General features: G+C 63.2%; 17 protein-coding genes. 8 read left to right on the top strand and 9 right to left on the bottom strand.

What is annotated here, in order from left to right; translation table 11 throughout:
- The first annotated feature begins 2 nt into the window (after positions 1 to 2).
- Positions 3 to 983, top strand: coding sequence for a LysR family transcriptional regulator (locus tag B4N44_RS03170; RefSeq protein WP_296696862.1), 981 nt, complete (start codon positions 3 to 5; stop codon positions 981 to 983).
- A 180-nt stretch (positions 984 to 1,163) separates the two neighbouring features.
- On the top strand, positions 1,164 to 1,499 hold the full coding sequence (locus B4N44_RS03175; protein ID WP_296696865.1) for a helix-turn-helix domain-containing protein: 336 nt from the start codon (positions 1,164 to 1,166) through the stop codon (positions 1,497 to 1,499).
- Between the two features lie 235 nt (positions 1,500 to 1,734).
- Here the strand turns inward: B4N44_RS03175 and B4N44_RS03180 are convergent, their stop codons facing one another.
- A complete protein-coding gene (locus tag B4N44_RS03180; RefSeq protein WP_296696866.1) occupies positions 1,735 to 2,181 on the bottom strand; it encodes a cache domain-containing protein in 447 nt (148 codons plus the stop codon).
- Positions 2,182 to 2,466: 285 nt separating this feature from the next.
- On the opposite strand from B4N44_RS03180, the gene urtA reads away from it, so the two are divergent.
- The 5 genes from urtA to urtE all read left to right on the top strand — a co-directional run bounded on the left by urtA (position 2,467) and on the right by urtE (position 8,895).
- Complete coding sequence (urtA, locus tag B4N44_RS03185; RefSeq protein ID WP_296696868.1) at positions 2,467 to 3,768, top strand: urea ABC transporter substrate-binding protein; 1,302 nt, start codon at positions 2,467 to 2,469, stop codon at positions 3,766 to 3,768.
- A 350-nt stretch (positions 3,769 to 4,118) separates the two neighbouring features.
- The gene (gene urtB, locus B4N44_RS03190; RefSeq protein WP_296696870.1) at positions 4,119 to 5,750 is read left to right on the top strand and encodes an urea ABC transporter permease subunit UrtB; all 1,632 of its coding nucleotides are present in this window, start codon (positions 4,119 to 4,121) and stop codon (positions 5,748 to 5,750) included.
- A 181-nt stretch (positions 5,751 to 5,931) separates the two neighbouring features.
- Positions 5,932 to 7,062: an urea ABC transporter permease subunit UrtC gene (gene urtC, locus B4N44_RS03195; protein WP_296696872.1), complete on the top strand. Its 1,131-nt coding sequence runs from the start codon at positions 5,932 to 5,934 to the stop codon at positions 7,060 to 7,062.
- Positions 7,059 to 7,889, top strand: coding sequence for an urea ABC transporter ATP-binding protein UrtD (urtD, locus tag B4N44_RS03200; protein ID WP_296696874.1), 831 nt, complete (start codon positions 7,059 to 7,061; stop codon positions 7,887 to 7,889). The genes urtC and urtD overlap by 4 nt, the downstream gene beginning before the upstream one ends.
- Positions 7,890 to 8,199: 310 nt before the next feature.
- Positions 8,200 to 8,895, top strand: coding sequence for an urea ABC transporter ATP-binding subunit UrtE (gene urtE, locus B4N44_RS03205; RefSeq protein ID WP_296696875.1), 696 nt, complete (start codon positions 8,200 to 8,202; stop codon positions 8,893 to 8,895).
- Positions 8,896 to 8,953: 58 nt separating this feature from the next.
- Here the strand turns inward: urtE and B4N44_RS03210 are convergent, their stop codons facing one another.
- The gene (locus B4N44_RS03210) at positions 8,954 to 9,391 is read right to left on the bottom strand and encodes a PaaI family thioesterase (protein ID WP_296696877.1); all 438 of its coding nucleotides are present in this window, start codon (positions 9,389 to 9,391) and stop codon (positions 8,954 to 8,956) included.
- A gap of 120 nt (positions 9,392 to 9,511) precedes the next feature.
- Between B4N44_RS03210 and B4N44_RS03215 the strand changes: the two genes are divergently transcribed.
- Positions 9,512 to 10,138, top strand: coding sequence for an MlaC/ttg2D family ABC transporter substrate-binding protein (locus B4N44_RS03215; protein WP_296696878.1), 627 nt, complete (start codon positions 9,512 to 9,514; stop codon positions 10,136 to 10,138).
- Positions 10,139 to 10,353: 215 nt separating this feature from the next.
- On the opposite strand, the gene B4N44_RS03220 is transcribed toward B4N44_RS03215, so the two are convergent.
- The 7 genes from B4N44_RS03220 to B4N44_RS03250 form a co-directional block, all read right to left on the bottom strand.
- On the bottom strand, positions 10,354 to 11,541 hold the full coding sequence (locus B4N44_RS03220) for a DesA family fatty acid desaturase (RefSeq protein ID WP_296696880.1): 1,188 nt from the start codon (positions 11,539 to 11,541) through the stop codon (positions 10,354 to 10,356).
- An 85-nt stretch (positions 11,542 to 11,626) separates the two neighbouring features.
- Positions 11,627 to 13,591, bottom strand: a complete 1,965-nt coding sequence (locus B4N44_RS03225) for a hydantoinase/oxoprolinase family protein (RefSeq protein WP_296696882.1) — start codon at positions 13,589 to 13,591, stop codon at positions 11,627 to 11,629.
- Positions 13,592 to 13,654: 63 nt separating this feature from the next.
- The gene (locus B4N44_RS03230; RefSeq protein WP_296696883.1) at positions 13,655 to 14,008 is read right to left on the bottom strand and encodes a Na+/H+ antiporter subunit G; all 354 of its coding nucleotides are present in this window, start codon (positions 14,006 to 14,008) and stop codon (positions 13,655 to 13,657) included.
- A 206-nt stretch (positions 14,009 to 14,214) separates the two neighbouring features.
- A complete protein-coding gene (locus tag B4N44_RS03235) occupies positions 14,215 to 14,484 on the bottom strand; it encodes a K+/H+ antiporter subunit F (RefSeq protein WP_296696884.1) in 270 nt (89 codons plus the stop codon).
- Positions 14,478 to 14,972 (bottom strand): Na+/H+ antiporter subunit E, encoded by a 495-nt coding sequence (locus tag B4N44_RS03240; RefSeq protein ID WP_296696886.1) that lies wholly within the window; start codon positions 14,970 to 14,972, stop codon positions 14,478 to 14,480. Before B4N44_RS03240 ends, B4N44_RS03235 begins: the two co-directional genes overlap by 7 nt.
- Before the next feature lie 16 nt (positions 14,973 to 14,988).
- The gene (locus tag B4N44_RS03245) at positions 14,989 to 16,521 is read right to left on the bottom strand and encodes a monovalent cation/H+ antiporter subunit D (protein ID WP_296696887.1); all 1,533 of its coding nucleotides are present in this window, start codon (positions 16,519 to 16,521) and stop codon (positions 14,989 to 14,991) included.
- Entirely contained in the window at positions 16,518 to 16,895 is a 378-nt protein-coding gene (locus tag B4N44_RS03250) for a Na+/H+ antiporter subunit C (protein WP_296697015.1), read from the bottom strand. The genes B4N44_RS03245 and B4N44_RS03250 overlap by 4 nt, the downstream gene beginning before the upstream one ends.
- Between the last annotated feature and the right edge of the window lie 12 nt (positions 16,896 to 16,907).

The following is a 16,907-nucleotide window of genomic DNA, read 5'->3' on the forward strand; positions in this document are numbered from 1 at the left end:
CAATGGGCTCAGGATCCCAAATTCACTATAAGCAGAATCGTCTCAAACAATTGCGCGCCTTTTGCCATGCGGCGCGCACCGGCAGCGTCAGCGCTGCAGCCGAGAAGATCTTTCTCAGTCAACCCACCGTCTCTTTGCAGATCCAGGCGCTGGAGCGCGAGTTCAGCGCCGTCTTGTTCGAGCGGCGCGGGCCCAAGATCAAGCTGACTCCCGAGGGCGATTTGCTCTTCCAGATGGCCGAGCCCCTGGTCGAGGGTATGGACAAGCTCCACGAGGCCTTCGCCACGCAAAGCGGTCGCGTCGACCGGGGCGTGTTGAACATCGCCGCGGGCGAGTCGACCATCCTCTACATCCTCCCCGACCCGGTGCGCGCCTTCGTCGACCAGTATCCGGGGATCGAGCTGAAGATGCACAACGTGACCGGTCGCGACGGGTTGGCCATGTTGCGCGCTGATGAGGTCGACCTCGCCGTGGGGTCGATGTTGGATGTGCCCGACGACATCACCTATCGCCCGTTTGTCACCTACCAGCCGACGCTCATCACCCCGAAGGATCATCCGCTTGCGGGTAAGGAGTCCGTGACCCTCGAAGAGATTGCGCCCTACGGTCTGATCCTGCCGCCGCGACATCTGAGCACCTGGCGGATGGTCGATCTGGTGTTCAAGCAGCACAACCTGGCCTACCGGGTTACCCTGGAGGCGGGTGGCTGGGAGGTCATCAAGAAATACGTCGAATTGGGCCTGGGAATCTCGATCGTGACGGATGTCTGCCTGACGGGTGACGAAAACTTGAGTAGAATTCCACTATCTCAGTATTTCCCGAAGCGCAGCTACGGTATCGTACAGAGGCGCGGGAAATTTCTGTCACCCCAGACCAAGTGCTTCATGAAGACGCTTGATCGAGCGTTTGCCGACCGGATCGTGGAACCGCAACCTCAAACCGTGGGCGATGTCGAAGAATGGGAAGATGCTTATCTGGGATGATGACCCGGGATGATGACCATGCGCTCGGCCGCAGAGTACCGCGCCTAAGGCTTTTCGAGGGCGGTACGGCGAGTCATTTGCACGCGTGCGCACAGCGAATGTGCTTGATCCGAACAGGATTCGTGCACAATCAAAAATATATCGTGTATCACTGACATGAGGTGAATAGAGCCCAAAGCTATGGAACTCACAAAACGCATCGGGCAGCGCCTGCGCGCTGCGCGCCAAGATCAGAAGCTGAGCTTGTCGGAGCTCTCGGGTCGTACCGAGTCGCTCTCCAAATCACGCATCAGCAACTATGAGCAGGGGATTCGTCGCATGGGTCTCGAAGAGGCCCAAGAGCTTGCGGTCGCACTCGGTACCGTGACCCCGACTTACCTCTTGTGTCTCGACGACAAGGATCCGCTCTCGGCTCGCGAGCGCGAGCTCGTGGAATACTATCGGCAGGCCGACGAGCGCGGCAAGGAGACGATCGTCAAGGTTGCTTCGGACCAGTCCGGCTTCGTCGCGAACTAGAGTCGGCATGCCGCCGTGCGCGGCATGCCCTCGGGTCTAAACCGCGTCCAGAACGATATGCTCATTTTCGAGTGAGTTCGACGTTTGCTGCATCCACGACGCTTATCGGAGACGCGGTTTAAAATAATATATTTTTTAATATCTTAAGCCGCGCAGGCTCCAGCGGTCGTCAAGTCTTCCGGGGCCGATCCCATCCAAAAATATCGCATACCGCGCTGGGCGCGGGTTAGGGGCGCTATTTGTAGGCGCCGACTCCGCAGAAAAAGCCCTGTTCGTTCGTCATTACATAGCTGGTCTTCTCGCGAATCTCCTCCGTGCCGGGATAGGGCCAGTTATAGTCGACCCACCCCATGCCCGTGCTGCTCGCAACGGCGATCATGTTCTTGAAGAGTGTGTCGCCGTATTTGTCGAAATCCAGAAGATTTTTGCCGACCAGCTCCGGTTTGATCGCGTGCGACAGCATGACGCCGTCCATGTCCATGCAGAAGACATAGAGGTCGCGATCCTGGAAGCCGCCATCCGCAGCGGCAAAGGCTGCAAAGGCCTGCTCGCTTCCCATCTCGTTCACGGCAGCCTGTGCTTTCTGAGAAAGGGCCTTGGCTTCGTCGGGCGAAGCCATCTCCGCGGCGATCGCGTTGCCGGTAAGCATCATCGCAGCGGCTGCAAGTAGAAGTGTGTGCATTCTCCATCTCCTTATAGTGTTTATAGGGTTTTGCCTCGACGACGATAGTACAGATCCCGACCTAGATCCAGAGTGTTCGATCTTGGGGCGGCGATCCTCCCCGAATACCCCTTTTGCATGTCCGCTTGCACGAATCCGGTGCGCGCTCTGACCTGCGACCTCGCGCGGGGCCGCCAAACATGAGCCGACCGTCTTGGCCTGATTTCTGCTTGTTGTGCTGCCGGACGTCCTCGTCCCCGAAGCCATCACACCCATGTGTCGCATGACGAACAGGAGCCAGAACGTATGCTTAGACGCGACCCGATCAAATCGGTCTTGCTCGGCACGGGCCTCGTGCTTGGTTTGACCGCCGGATCTATGGCCCAGGCCGCAGACGACACCATCAAGGTCGGGGTCCTGCATTCGCTCTCGGGCACCATGGCCATCAGCGAAACGACGCTGAAGGATACGGTCCTGATGTTGGTGGACGAGCAGAACAAGAAGGGCGGTTTGCTCGGCAAGAATCTCGAGGCCGTTGTGGTCGACCCCGCCTCGGACTGGCCGCTCTTCGCCGAGAAGGCGCGCGAGCTGCTGACCAAGGACAAGGTTGCGGTCGTCTTCGGCTGCTGGACCTCGGTGTCGCGAAAGTCCGTGCTGCCCGTCTTCGAAGAGCTCAACGGGTTGCTCTTCTACCCCGTCCAGTATGAGGGCGAGGAGTCCTCCAAGAACGTCTTCTACACCGGTGCCGCGCCCAATCAGCAGGCGATCCCGGCGGTGGATTATCTGAAGGACGAGCTGGGTGTGGAGCGTTGGGTGCTCGCCGGCACGGACTATGTCTATCCGCGCACCACCAACAAGATCCTCGAAGCCTACCTGAAGCAAAACGGGGTCGCCGAGGAAGACATCATGATCAACTACACGCCCTTCGGTCATTCCGACTGGCAGTCGATCGTCTCGGACATCAAGCGTTTCGGCTCCGCGGGTCAGAAGACCGCCGTGGTCTCGACCATCAACGGCGACGCCAATGTCCCCTTCTACAAAGAGCTGGGCAACCAGGGCGTTTCCGCCGAGGACATCCCGGTGATCGCCTTCTCGGTCGGCGAGGAAGAGCTCTCGGGCATCGACACCAAGCCGCTGGTCGGCCATCTCGCCGCCTGGAACTATTTCATGAGCGTCGACGATCCGGCAAATGCCACCTTTATCGAGACCTGGCACGGCTTCACCAAGAACGACAAGCGTGTGACCAATGACCCGATGGAGGCGCACAAGATCGGCTTCGATCTCTGGGTTCAGGCGGTCGAGAAGGCCGGCACGACGGATCCGGATGCGGTGCAGGCCGCCATCATCGGTCTGGAGACCAAAAACCTCACGGGCGGGACCGCCAAGATGCTGCCCAACCACCACATCACCAAGCCGGTGCTGATCGGCGAGATCCAGGAAGACGGTCAGTTCGCCGTCGTTTGGTCGACCGATGAAGAAGTCCCCGGCGACGCCTGGTCCGACTTCCTCGAAGGCTCCAAGGATCTCACCGCCGATTGGACCCCTCCGGTGATGTGCGGCAACTTCAATACCGTGACTAAGACCTGTCTCGGGGCTCAGGCGCAATAGTCATTGAACCGCGTCCTGTTGAACCGCGTCCGGCGGGGTATGCGCTGTTTGAAGTCTGGGCTCGACTTGGCGTGAGCCCGTAAGCCCGGAGGTGGACGCGGTTCAAGTGTTTTTTCGGGATGGTTTTAGGTGATTCACGGTGAGCAGTCTGACTGCGTGTCGGGACGAATTGATTCGCCCCGGGTCTTCCGGACACGCGCAGTCGGGATGCTGATTCAACGATGATCCGTTTCCGTAAGTCCGCGTCCAGCCGGCTCGAAGCCGCTGGAAACGGATTCGACGTCGGATGTCGCCGGTGAATCAATGGGGGTTTCCAGACAGCCTTGACCGCAGCGAGTATCGAGATGCCCATGAGCCCGACAAACCAATCGCGACGATTCCCGTCCCTGGCGGGCCTTGGTCTCGTTTATGCATTCCTGATTCTGATGGTACTGCCGCTCGGCAGCATGGCCGATGAGATCGACGCGGCCTTGATCGATCTGAGCGACCGCTCGTTCGAGGTCAAGCAGGCCGCGGTCGATGTGATCGCCGTCGGCGATGATCCGCGCGCCGCGACGCTCCTCGAGGCGCTTTTGGGCGGTAACCTCTACGCCCGCGATTCGGACCGGCGTCCGGTTCTGGTCGCGCCCGCTCCCGGCGGGTACCGACTCACCGATGCACTGGACGGCAGCGACCTCGGCGAGGTCGAGCGCAGTGACGTGAAGAAGATCACGATCAACAACCGCATGCGCAACCAACTGCGCACGGCGATCGCCGCCCTCACGCTCGCGAGTCCCGATCCGGCGATTCGTCTCAAGGCCGCGCAGCAGATGCTGGGCGACGCCAATCCGATCGTCGTCGAGGCGATCCGCGAGCAGCTCGGACGCGAGGACGATCAGCGTGTGCGCGATTACCTGGATCTGAGCCTGACACTGGCCAGTCTGCGCGACGAGGCCCCGGCCGCCCGGCTCGCCGCCGTGAACGCGCTTTCGGGCAGTCTCTATCCGGCCGCACGCAACGCCCTGACCAAACTGCTGAGCGACGAGCCCGATCCGGAGGTGCACGCTGCCGCCGAACAGGCGCTCGCTGCCATCGAGCAAAAGCTCAAGCTCAACGCGGCGGCCGAAACGCTCTTCTTCGGCCTTAGCCTCGGCTCGGTCCTGGTGCTCGCGGCCATCGGTCTGGCGATCACCTTCGGGGTCATGGGTGTCATCAATATGGCCCACGGCGAACTGATCATGATCGGGGCCTACACGACCTATCTGGTTCAACAGGCGATGCCGGGGTTTCTGGACTACTCGCTGTTTGTCGCCATCCCGGCGGCCTTCGTGGTCGCGGGCCTGCTCGGAATCCTGATCGAGCGCACCGTGATCCGCTTTCTCTACGGCCGACCGCTCGAAACGCTCCTCGCGACCTTTGGCATCAGCCTGATCCTTCAGCAATTGGTGCGCACGACCATCTCGGCCCAGAACGTCGCCGTGCAGAATCCGTCCTGGATGAGCGGCGCCCTTCAGATCAATCCGGCGCTCGCCCTGACCTACAACCGACTGTACATCCTGATCTTCGCCCTGATGGTCTTCGTGGCCCTGCTGCTCATCCTCAAGCGCACCGCCTTGGGGCTACAGGTGCGCGCGGTCGCGCAGAACCGGGCGATGGCACGCTCGATGGGCGTGCGCTCGGCGCGGGTCGATGCACTCACCTTCGGTCTGGGTGCCGGCGTGGCGGGTGTGGCGGGTGTCGCCTTGTCTCAGCTTACCAACGTCGGTCCCAACATGGGGCAGGCCTACATCATCGATTCCTTCATGGTCGTGGTCTTCGGCGGGGTCGGAAATCTCTGGGGGACGCTGGTCGCCGGCCTGACACTGGGCGTGGCCAACAAGCTGATGGAGCCCTGGGCCGGCGCGGTGCTCGCCAAGATCCTGGTGCTGGTGTTCATCATTCTCTTCATTCAAAAGCGCCCGCGCGGGCTCTTCCCCCAACGCGGACGCGCCGCGGACGGCTAGACGGTAGACGAGTAGGTCGGGTTAGGCGCGCCGGCAGGGGTCTCGATGATTCACGCCGACGGCGATGCGCGCCGTAACCCGATAGCGGCGACGGCTTACCGAAGCGCCGAATGTCGGGTGACGCTGCGCTAACCCGACCTACAAAATACAGGCAAGAATTTGCGGTTTCGGAGAGACGAGTATGGGTGTGGCCAGTGTGATGAGGGGCGACAAAGGCGGACAGGCGATGCTGGCCGTCCTGCTGGTCGTCGCGGTCGTGGTGCCGATCCTGAATCTGGTCGTGCCCGAGTCCAGCCCCTGGCATGTCTCCACCTACACGGTGACCTTGCTGGGCAAATATCTGACCTATGCGCTGCTCGCCGTCGCGGTTGATCTGGTGTGGGGTTATCTGGGCATCCTGAGCCTGGGTCATGCCGCCTTCTTCGGTCTCGGCGGCTATGCGATGGGCATGTATCTGATGCGTCAGATCGGCGATCGCGGCGTCTACGGTCACCCGGTGCTGCCTGATTTCATGGTCTTCCTGAACTGGTCCGAGCTGCCCTGGTTCTGGCAGGGCTTCGACCTCTTCTGGTTCGCTGCGCTCATGGCCATCCTGGTCCCGGGGACCTTGGCCTTTGTCTTCGGCTATCTCGCCTTTCGTTCGCGGGTCACCGGGGTCTATCTCTCCATCATGACCCAGGCGCTCACCTACGCGCTGATGCTGGCCTTCTTCCGCAACGAGATGGGGTTCGGCGGCAACAATGGCCTGACCGACTTCAAGGACATCCTGGGCTTCGATCTGAAGAGCGACGCGACCCGAATCGGGCTCTTTCTCGCCTCGGCGGGTGCCTTGGCGCTCGGCTATCTGGCCTGCCGCTGGATCGTCACCTCGCGGCTCGGGCGTGTGGCGGTCGCGATCCGCGATGCCGAGGCGCGCACACGATTCATCGGATACCGGGTGGACCGCGTGAAGCTCGCCATCTTCACCTTCTCGGCGATGCTCGCCGGTGTCGCCGGGGCGCTCTATGTCCCTCAGGTCGGCATCATCAATCCGGGCGAGTTCTCGCCGCTCAACTCGATCGAGCTGGTGATCTGGGTGGCGATCGGCGGTCGGGCGACACTCTACGGCGCCGTCATCGGCGCCATCCTGGTCAACTACGGCAAGACCTATTTCACCGGCGCCTTCCCCGAGGCATGGCTCTTCGCCCTGGGCGCGCTCTTCGTCATCGTCACACTTTTCCTGCCCAAGGGCATCGCCGGCCTGGTCGGCATGATCAGGACCTGGCGACGATCGCGATCCCCCGCCGGGTCTGCAGCGGAGGCCGCGCCATGAAACCGGTCGAGCAACTGCGCCAATCCATGCGCAAGGACCGGCAGTGGAGCTTCATGTACTCCATGCTGGATCTTGATCTGGATGTCAGCCAGGGCGTGATCCTCTATCTGGAAGACGTCAGCGTCAGCTTCGATGGCTTTAAGGCGATCAATAACCTGAATTTTTACGTCAACGCCGGCGAGCTGCGCTGCGTGATCGGCCCGAACGGGGCCGGCAAGACCACCATGATGGACATCATCACCGGCAAGACCCGCCCGGATACGGGCAGCGCCTATTTCGGGCGGACCATCGATCTGTTGCGACTCTCCGAGCCCGAGATCGCCGCGCTCGGCGTCGGTCGCAAGTTCCAGAAGCCGACGGTCTTCGAGTCGCACAGTGTGTTCGAGAACCTCGAGCTCGCGATGGCCGGCGACAAACGCGTCTTCCCGACACTGTTCGCGCGGCTCAGCGGCGAGCAGCGCGACCGCATCCACGAGGTCCTGGGCATCATCGGACTCCAGGAGCAGACCCAACGCGAGGCCGGCGCACTCTCGCACGGCCAGAAGCAATGGCTCGAGATCGGCATGCTGCTGATGCAGGATCCGCATCTGCTGCTGGTCGACGAGCCGGTCGCAGGTATGACACACCAGGAGATGGACCGCACCGCAGAGCTGCTGCTTTCTCTGGAGGGCAAGCACTCCGTGGTCGTCGTCGAGCACGACATGGACTTCGTCCGCTCCATCGCCAAGCGCGTTACCGTGCTGCATCAGGGCTCGGTCCTCGCCGAAGGCAGCATGGACGAGGTCCAGAACGACCCGCGCGTGGTCGAGGTCTATCTGGGTGAATAGACCCGGCTAAAACGCGTCTCGTGCAACATGCGATGTGGTCGCTTGGGACGAGCCGCTGATATGCCAGCGAGCACAGTGTGGACGCGTTTTAGTTGATTTCAGGGAATCGTCATCTCGACTGCGCATGCCAGGAAGGCGGTTTGCGACGGTAGGGGCGAATTTATTCGACCACATGCCGGGAAATCCTTTTCCGGAAATCACCTTTTTTGGCTTTGTTTTTTATCTTGAATCGCGTCGACTGTAAGGCATCCTGAGCCATCGACGCGGCGACACATGACGAGATCGATCATCACCTCGGACGCGATTCAACATGCTTGAGATTTCGGGACTCAATCAGTTCTACGGCGAGAGCCACACACTCTGGGATCTGGATGTCGAGATCCCGCAGGGTCAGTGCACCTGCGTGATGGGTCGCAACGGGGTCGGCAAGACCACACTGATGCAATGCATCATGGGGTTGCTCCCGTTGCGCTCCGGATCCCTGAGCTATCAGGGGCAGGATCTCGCGCGTCTCCCCGCCGAGCGACGCGCACCGCTCGGCATCGGCTATGTCCCGCAGGGACGCCAGATCTTCCCGCTGCTGAGCGTCGAGGAGAACCTGCGTATCGGTCTCGCCGCGCGGCCTGATCGCGCCAAGCAGGTCCCCGGCTACATCTTCGAACTCTTCCCGGTGCTCAAAGAGATGCTCGGGCGACGCGGCGGCGACCTTTCAGGCGGTCAACAACAACAGCTCGCCATCGGCCGTGCGTTGGTCATCGACCCCAAGCTCCTGATCCTCGACGAGCCCACCGAAGGCATCCAGCCCAACATCGTCCATGAGATCGGCGACATCATCCGTCGCCTGATGACCGACCTGAACCTCACCGTCATCCTGGTCGAACAGAAGCTCCCCTTCGCCCGCCGCGTCGCCGATCGTTTCATCATCCTCGATCGCGGACGGCTGATGGCGAGCGGGCCGATGCCCGATCTGTCCGAGGATCTCGTGAAGCAATACCTGACGGTGTGAGTCTTCAACCGCGTCCAGAGCGAGATGCTCATTGCGCCGGGCGCGGTTGAGCGTGCAGTCACTGCGTCACCGGCAAGGCCTCGCGTTTCCGATACACCGTCCCCTGAAAGAGCGCGATCAGGGTCTGCTCGTCGTCGCGGATGCGGATCAGATAAGTGGCGAGCTTGGGATTGATCGAGACCTCTTCGGCCTCGGCGACGAGGGTTCCGCCGCGCGCGGCGGTCATGTAGGAGATGGAAACGTTGATCCCGAGCGCGACCGTGCCGTGTGAGTTGGAGGCGACGGCGAAGACCAGATCGGCCAGACTGAAGATGGCTCCGCCGTGGACGACGCCGACGGCGTTGCGGTGGTGATCATGGATCTCGAGCTTGGCCTTGGCCCGGCCCGGCGCCATCTCCAGAAGCTCGATGCCGACATGTGCAGCGAAACGGTCCTTGAGAAAGAAGTTCTTCAGGTCGGCCTGGGTTGGCTGACGGGACAGCGGGGGGTTCGTCATGGGTCTCTCCTTCACGACTGATGGTCCGAATATCGTCGAGCGGGCTTGCAACCCCTTCGCCGGACGCGATGTGGAAGTATAGCCTTACAGGAAACCGGGCAACCCGATCGGAGATTACCTATGACCCCAGTGAACGATCGCGTCCTATGGGCGACGCTCCTTTTGGTCCAATGCGCCGTGTTCTTCCCGGCGACGGCATACAGCGGACTCAACGAGCCGCAGCGGATCATCCAGCAGGTCTCGGACGGCCTGATGCGGGTGCTGAGCGAGGATCGGAACCTGCTCAAGACCGATCCCGGCTATGTCCATCGTCTGGTCGACGAGCTGTTCTTGCCGCATGTGGATGTTCCGCGTGTCTCGGCCTTGGCGCTCGGACCCTACTGGCGGGATGCGACGCCGGAGCAGCGTCGGGTGTTCCAAGCGGCGTTTCAGCGGCTCTTGATCCAGACCTACGCCTCTGCGCTCGATGCTTTGAGCTCTTGGGATATCCGCTTCCTCCCCATGCAGCTCGAGCCCGGCGCCACGCGCACCCTCGTGCGCACCGAGATTCGGCAGCCGGGCGGGCAGCCCGTGCGTGTGGACTATCGGATGGCATTCAGCGACGGACGTTGGCGAGCCTACGACGTGGCGGTTCAGGAGATCAGCCTGCTGGCCTCGTATCGGAATCAGTTCACGTCGGTGGCGCAGCGGCGCGGCATCGACGGTTTATTGGAGGAATTGACCACGCGGAACGACACCCGCCGTTGATCCGCGCGCGACTTGCGTGAGCGTGAGGGTTGGTCGGGCCACTACGCCCGCGGGGCCCAACCGACATCTGGACTTCGACGGATCAAACATGGTTCGGCAAGTGGCGAAACAACTCGACAAGTAAATCTGTTGAACCGCGCCGGCTCGAGCGCTCGTCAAGTCCGCCGAGGCCGATCCCATCCAAAAACCTCGCATATCGCGCGGGCGCGGTTGAATTACCGAGCAAGCGTCGGCGTCAGTGCAAACCCGCGCAGGTTTTTGGAGAACCGCTCCAACGCCTGAATCCCCGTCGCCTCGGCCTGCTGACACCAGTCCTGTAGCGCGTTGAGCAAGGCTTCCTGGCTAGGTGCCTTGCGGTCCCAGATCTCTTGTAGGCGCTCGCGAAACTGATAGACGGTGGCGAGCGTCTGATTCTTGGCCAGGATCTGCTCCAAACTGCCGCGAGCGGCGACGTCGAGGCGTTGGCCCTCGGTCAGAAGCAATCGTCGCGCACGCCTGACCAAGCGTTTGCAGTGCTCCGCGTCGCGGCACAGCTCCTCGCGCGACACCGGAACCATCACCTCTTTTCCGTAGCGCGCAAAGACGTGCATCCGGCTCGTGATCACCGCGCGCAGTGTCTCGAGATCCAGTTGCGACTTACCCGGGACCACCTGCGGGTTGGGTGCGACCCGGCGGACCTTCGCCAGCCGCAGTGCCGTGAGGATGCGGATATACATCCAGCCGATATCGAATTCCCACCGCTTCGACGAGAGCCGTGCCGAGCTTGGGAAGGCATGGTGATTGTTGTGGAGCTCCTCGCCGCCGATCAGGATGCCCCAGGGGACGATGTTGGTCGAGGCATCGGGCGGCTCGAAGTTGCGATAGCCGAAAGAGTGCCCGACGCCGTTGATGACTCCGGCGGCGAAGATGGGGATCCAGAGCATCTGAACGGCCCAGATGACGATTCCGTAGACGCCGAAGAGCACGAGATCCAGGATCAGCATGAGTGCCACCCCCTGCCAGGAAAAGCGGCTGTAAAGCCGACGCTCCATCCAGTCATCCGGGGTGCCTTGGCCGTAGCGCTCGACGGCTGCGCGATCGCTCGCAGCTTGTGCGTAGAGTTCCGCGCCCTCGCCCAAGACCTTGCGCAGCCCCAAGATCTGCGGGCTATGCGGGTCATCGACGGTCTCGCACTTGGCATGATGACGCCGATGGACGCCGACCCACTCCTTGGTCACCATCCCGGTCGTGAGCCAGAGCCAGAAGCGAAAGAAGTGCGAGACCGCCGGATGCAGATCGAGCGCCCGATGCGCTTGTGCACGGTGCAGATAGACCGTCACGGCGACGATGGTGATATGGGTCATGCCGAGCGTGATGAGCACGGCGGACAGGATGTCGACGTCGAGCAATCCGTAGAGCGTCATGGATGTCCTGAAGGAGTGGTGGTGGCGTGCCGATCCGGGCGTGGCCGGCGGCGATCTCTCCCTTTGCCGTTGTCCGACTAGGGTTTTATTGCGACCCTCTTTGCAGCATCAGGTTCCCGACCGGGTCCAGATCGGCACGCCAGCCGGGGGCGAGCCAGGTGGTGGCCAATGCGTCTGCGATGATCGCCGGTCCAAGCAGCCCGTGCCCTTGTCCGAGGTCCTCGCGTGTCCAGTAGGCGACCGGCGTCGGACATCCGTAGGCAGCGGAGCTTCCCGTCGGACCCCCTCGGCCGGCCGCGCCGATCGGCGGCAGCGCAAGATTCGGGATCGGGCCGCGCACGCGCACCCGCAGATTGACCAGCTCGACCGGCAGATCGAGGCGGTGGCCATAGCGATCCCGGTGCTGCCCGTGAAAGGCGGCGATGGTCCCCGCGACGCCATCCCAAGGCAGATTGAGCGTATGTGACTGGCCACGATAACGCAGATCGAGCGAGCGCTCGACACGCAGACCTGCGCGTGCCACACCTTCCTGCTCCAGCTCAACGATCCCGGACTCGGCGAGCGCGCCGAGCGCCGATTCGATCTCGGCATCGCCGGCCTGGTCGAGCGGTCCGAGGCGCGTCCTGGTCAGGGTTCGCCCGGCCGGGGTTATCAGCATCCCGAGTGCCGAGAGGACGCCGGCATGCACCGGCACCAGGGCGCGTGTCATGCCCAACGCCTCGGCCAAGGCGCAGACGTGCAAACCGCCGGCACCGCCGAACGAGGTCAGAATGAAATCGCGCGGATCCTGCCCGCGCTGCACCGAGATCACCCGCAGGGCGCGCGCCATATGCTCGTCGGCCAGACGGATCACGCCCAGTGCCGTCTCCTCGATCGAGAGGCCCATCGGGTGCGCGAGTCGTGCGAGTGCGGCACGGGCGGCGTCCGTGTTCAAGCGCATGCGACCGCCGAGGAATCCGCTCGGGTCGAGCCTTCCGAGCACCAGGTTGGCGTCGGTCACGGTCGCCTCGCGTCCGCCGCGGTCATAACAGGCCGGTCCCGGATCGGCCCCGGCGGACTCGGGTCCGACCAGGAGCATGCCGCCTGCATCGAGTCGCGCGATCGATCCGCCGCCCGCCCCGATGGTGTGCATGTCGACCATCGGCAGCGCGACGGGGAAGCCGGCGATCCGCCCGTCGGTGGTGAGGCTCGGCTCGCCGTCGACCACGGCGACGTCGGTGGATGTCCCGCCCATGTCGAAGGTCAGCAGCCGCGGGCAACCTGCGTGCTCCGCAGCGAATGCCGCCCCGGCGAGTCCACCGGCGGGCCCCGAGAGCAGCAGGCGTGCGGTGTGTTGTGCAGCTTGACTCGCCGTGACCGCCTCGCCGCTGCTCTGCATGATCGAGACCCGCGCACCCGAGAGGCCGTCGGCAAGGCGCCCGATGTAGCGGGCGACGATGGGTCCGATCCGCGCGTTGATCCAGGTGGCGATCCCGCGCTCGTACTCGCCGACGAGCGGCAGGACCTCGGAGGAGCGCGCGACGAACAGGCCCTCGGGCATCGCCTCCTCCACGGCCCGCTCGTCACTATCGTCCAAATACGAAAAGAGCAGATTGATCGCGACCGACTCCGGGGCGAGCCGCGCGACCGTCGCCTCGAGCGCGTCCAGGTCGGCCGCGGTCAACGGCTCCACCCGGTTGCCGTCGGCGCCGAGGCGACCGCCGGTCTCGACACAGAACTCGGGTGGAACCGGCGGGAGTCGTGCCGGTGGCTGGAGGTCGTAGAGATCCGGTCGCGCCTGGCGACCGATGCTCAAGAGATCGCCGAGTCCGCGATTGGCAACGTACAGTGTGCGAACGCCCTTGCCTTCGAGCACTGCATTGGTCGCCACGGTGCTCCCGTGGATGACGTGCAACCCGGCCGGATCCAGACCAAGATCGGCGATCCCACGCAGGATCGCCTGCTCGGGTGCCGCCGGTGTGGAGAGGACCTTATGCGTCCGGACCGCGCCGTCGCGCCAGAGCACCAGGTCGGTGAAGGTCCCGCCGGTATCGATACCCACGATAATCATATCTGATGAGCGTCGCGTTCGAGCGTCGTTTGGGTCGCAAAGGCCGAGGGCGCCCGGTCGGATCTAGTCGCCTGTTCGGGCGCGGGGACCACCCGAAGGATCCTCGGCCTCGAGCGGTGGCGGTGCAAGCGAGCGCACCCGCAGATGCAGCGCGGCCTTGGCAAGCAGGTGCGCACTGACCGGGGCCGTGATGAAGAGGAAAAGGGTCACCAGGATCTCGTGCAGGCTGAGCCCCTCGCCGCGGGTGCTGAAATAGAGCACCGAGGCGATCAGCAGCGCACCCACGCCGAGTGTGGTGGCCTTGGTCGGGCCATGCAGTCGTGTGTAGAAATCGCCCAGACGGGCAAGGCCCAACGACCCGATGAAGGTGAAGAGCGCACCGACGACGATCAGGACCGACAACATCATCTCAAGCATTCAATCGCGTCCTCGGCGTGATGGAAAGAGGCTTTACCGGATCATACCCACGCGGCCCCATCAGAGCATGGAGTCGACGCGATTGAAGTAAAAAACAAAAGGAATTAAACATCATGAAAGCGCGTCAACTCCAACGCGCACGGGATGCCCACGGCGCTCGCCAAACCCTCGAACATGACAAAAGCCCACCAAAAGACGCGCTTTCATCACTCGATGATATCGCCGCGTAAGAGATATTTGCACAGTGCCACGGTGCCCACGAAGCCCATCATGGCGATCAGGAGTGCGGCCTCGAAGTACAGCGAGCTGCTCAGATGGATCCCGAGCAGGACCAGCAGGGCGATCGTATTGATGTAGAGGGTGTCGAGCGCCAGGATGCGGTCCGGTTTGTCCGGCCCCCGGAGCAGTCGCCAGAGGCTCAGGAGCAGCGCCCCGGAGACCAGTGTGAAGGCGATGGAGACGGCGATGCTCAGCATGGTTCGAAGACCTCTTTGATCGGTGCCTCGTAGCGATGCTTGATCTCGGCGATCAGTGCGTCGGGGTCGTTGACATTCAGCCCGTGCACGACCAGATGGCTGCGATCCGGGCTGAGCCAGGCCGAGACGGTGCCCGGCGTCAGCGAGACCGTGTTGGCAAGCAGGCTGATCCCGAGATCCGTGCGCAGGGCGAGCGGCACGCGCACGAAGGCCGGTTTGACGTGTTTGGGTCCGCCTAGGATCAGGGCGGCGACCGCGAGGTTCGCAACCAGGATGTCGTACATGACGACCGCCAAAAATCGCATCAAGGTCAGCGGCTTGTGGATTCGGACCCGCTCCGGCCAGAAGCGCAGGGTGAAGACCGGGATCGCCCATCCCAGGATCAGGCCCAAGAGGATCTGACCGGGCGACAGGCTGTTGACCAGCAGGAGCCAGATCAGAGCCAAAACCGGCGTGAGGATGGGGTGTGGCAGCAGCCTGAGCTTCATCGCTTGTGCACTCCGCTCATGGACTTGGGGGGTCGCCCAGCACGGCCCGGATATAGACGCTCGGCTCCAAGAGCTGCTCGGCGGTCGCACGGGTGTAATCGGACAAGGGGCCGGCCCAGACGACCAGCGTGACGCAGAGCAGCAGCAGGCCGATGATCGGCAGGAGACGGCCCCAATTCGGACCGACGGCGTGTCGACCCGCGGCGCCGGTGCGCTCGATCAGGCCTTCGGCGCGGTAGAACAGGAGGCTGCCGCTGCGCGCCAGCGCGATGACGCCCAAGAGCCCGGCACTCAGGATGACGCCAAACACCCAGGGCATGCTCGGCAGGTCCGCCGCGGCGTTCAGTACCATGTACTTGCCGAGAAAACCCGAGAGCGGCGGCAGCCCGGAGACCAGGATGGCGGTGACGAAGAAAAAGCCGCCGATCAGGTTGGCATTGGCGATCACCGGCCCGGGATCCAGACGATCGGCAAGCGTGCCGCGCCCCATGGCGATCATGTCCGCCAGGAGAAAGAAGGCCGCTGCGGCAAAGGTGCTGTGCGCCAGATAATAGAGACCTGCACCGATGCTGGCCTCGGTGCCCAGAGCGAAGGCCGTCAGCAGAAGCCCCACGGAGACCACGACCAGATAGGCGATCTGCCTGCGCAGCTCATGCGCGGCCAGCATGCCCAGGGTGCCGATCGTCATGGTGGCGAGGGCGAGCGGCAACAGCCAGGGGCCGATCAGATCCGCCACCGGGCCGGCCTCGGCGCCGAAGATCAGGGTATAGACCCGCAGGATGCTGTAGGCGCCGACCTTGGTCATGATCGCGAAGAGCGCGGCCACCGGCGCCGACGTCGATGAATAGGCCGCGGGCAGCCAGAGATAGAGCGGGATCAGTGCCGCCTTCAGCGCGAAGACCACGAACAACAGCAGCCCGGCCGCGCGCACCACGCCGAGGTTCTCCGGCGGAGTCGCCGCCGCCTTCACCGCCAGATCCGCCATGTTGAGCGTCCCGAGGATGGCGTAGAGTGTACCGACCGCGAACAGAAAGAGCGTGGACCCCGCCAGATTCAGGGCGACGAAGTGCAGCCCGGCGCGCACCCGATTCGCCCCGCCGCGATGCAGCAGCAGCCCGTAGGAGGCGAGCAGCAGGATCTCGAAGAAGACGAAGAGGTTGAACAGATCGCCGGTCAGAAAGGCCCCGCTCAGACCGAACAACTGCAGCTGGAAGAGCGGATGGAAGTGCCGGCTTCCGGCGTCCGTGCCGCGCACGGCATAGAGCATCGCGAAGAAGGCAACCAGGCTCGTGACGAGCAGCATCCAGACGCTCAGACGATCCGCGACCATGACGATCCCGTAGGGTGCCGGCCAGTTGCCGAGCGCATACACCAGGATCTCGCCCCCGGCCACGCGCTGAACCAGCAGCGACACCAGCAGGATCTGGATCACGAGTGCGACGAGATTCAGGCTGCGTCGCACGCGCAAGGGGATGACGCGCCGAACCAGCAGCAACAGGGTAGCCGCCAAGAGCGGGAAGAGGATCGGGGCGATGATCAGATGGCTCATCCGCGCTCTCCCCCACGCCCCGCGCCATGCTCGTCAGGGGCGACGTCGCCGTCGAGTCGGCCATCCACCTGATCCGTTCCCAGTTCGGCACGCGCCTTGAGTGACAGCATGATGATGAAGGCGGTCATGCCGAAGCTGATGACGATGGCGGTCAGCACCAGCGCTTGAGGCAGCGGGTCCGCATAGCCTGCGGCCTGATCCGAGATCACGGGGGGCAACCCGACGGTCAGGCGCCCGGTGACGAAGAGGAAGAGATTCACGGCGTACGAGAGCAGGGTTAGTCCGATGACCACGGGAAAGGTGCGCGCCCGCAGTGCGAGGTAGACCCCGCTCGCGGTTAAGACACCGATGATCAGGGCGATCAGGGCTTCCATCGACAACAGCGA

The organism is Thiocapsa sp. UBA6158 (genome assembly GCF_002423035.1).
GTDB lineage: Bacteria > Pseudomonadota > Gammaproteobacteria > Chromatiales > Chromatiaceae > Thiocapsa.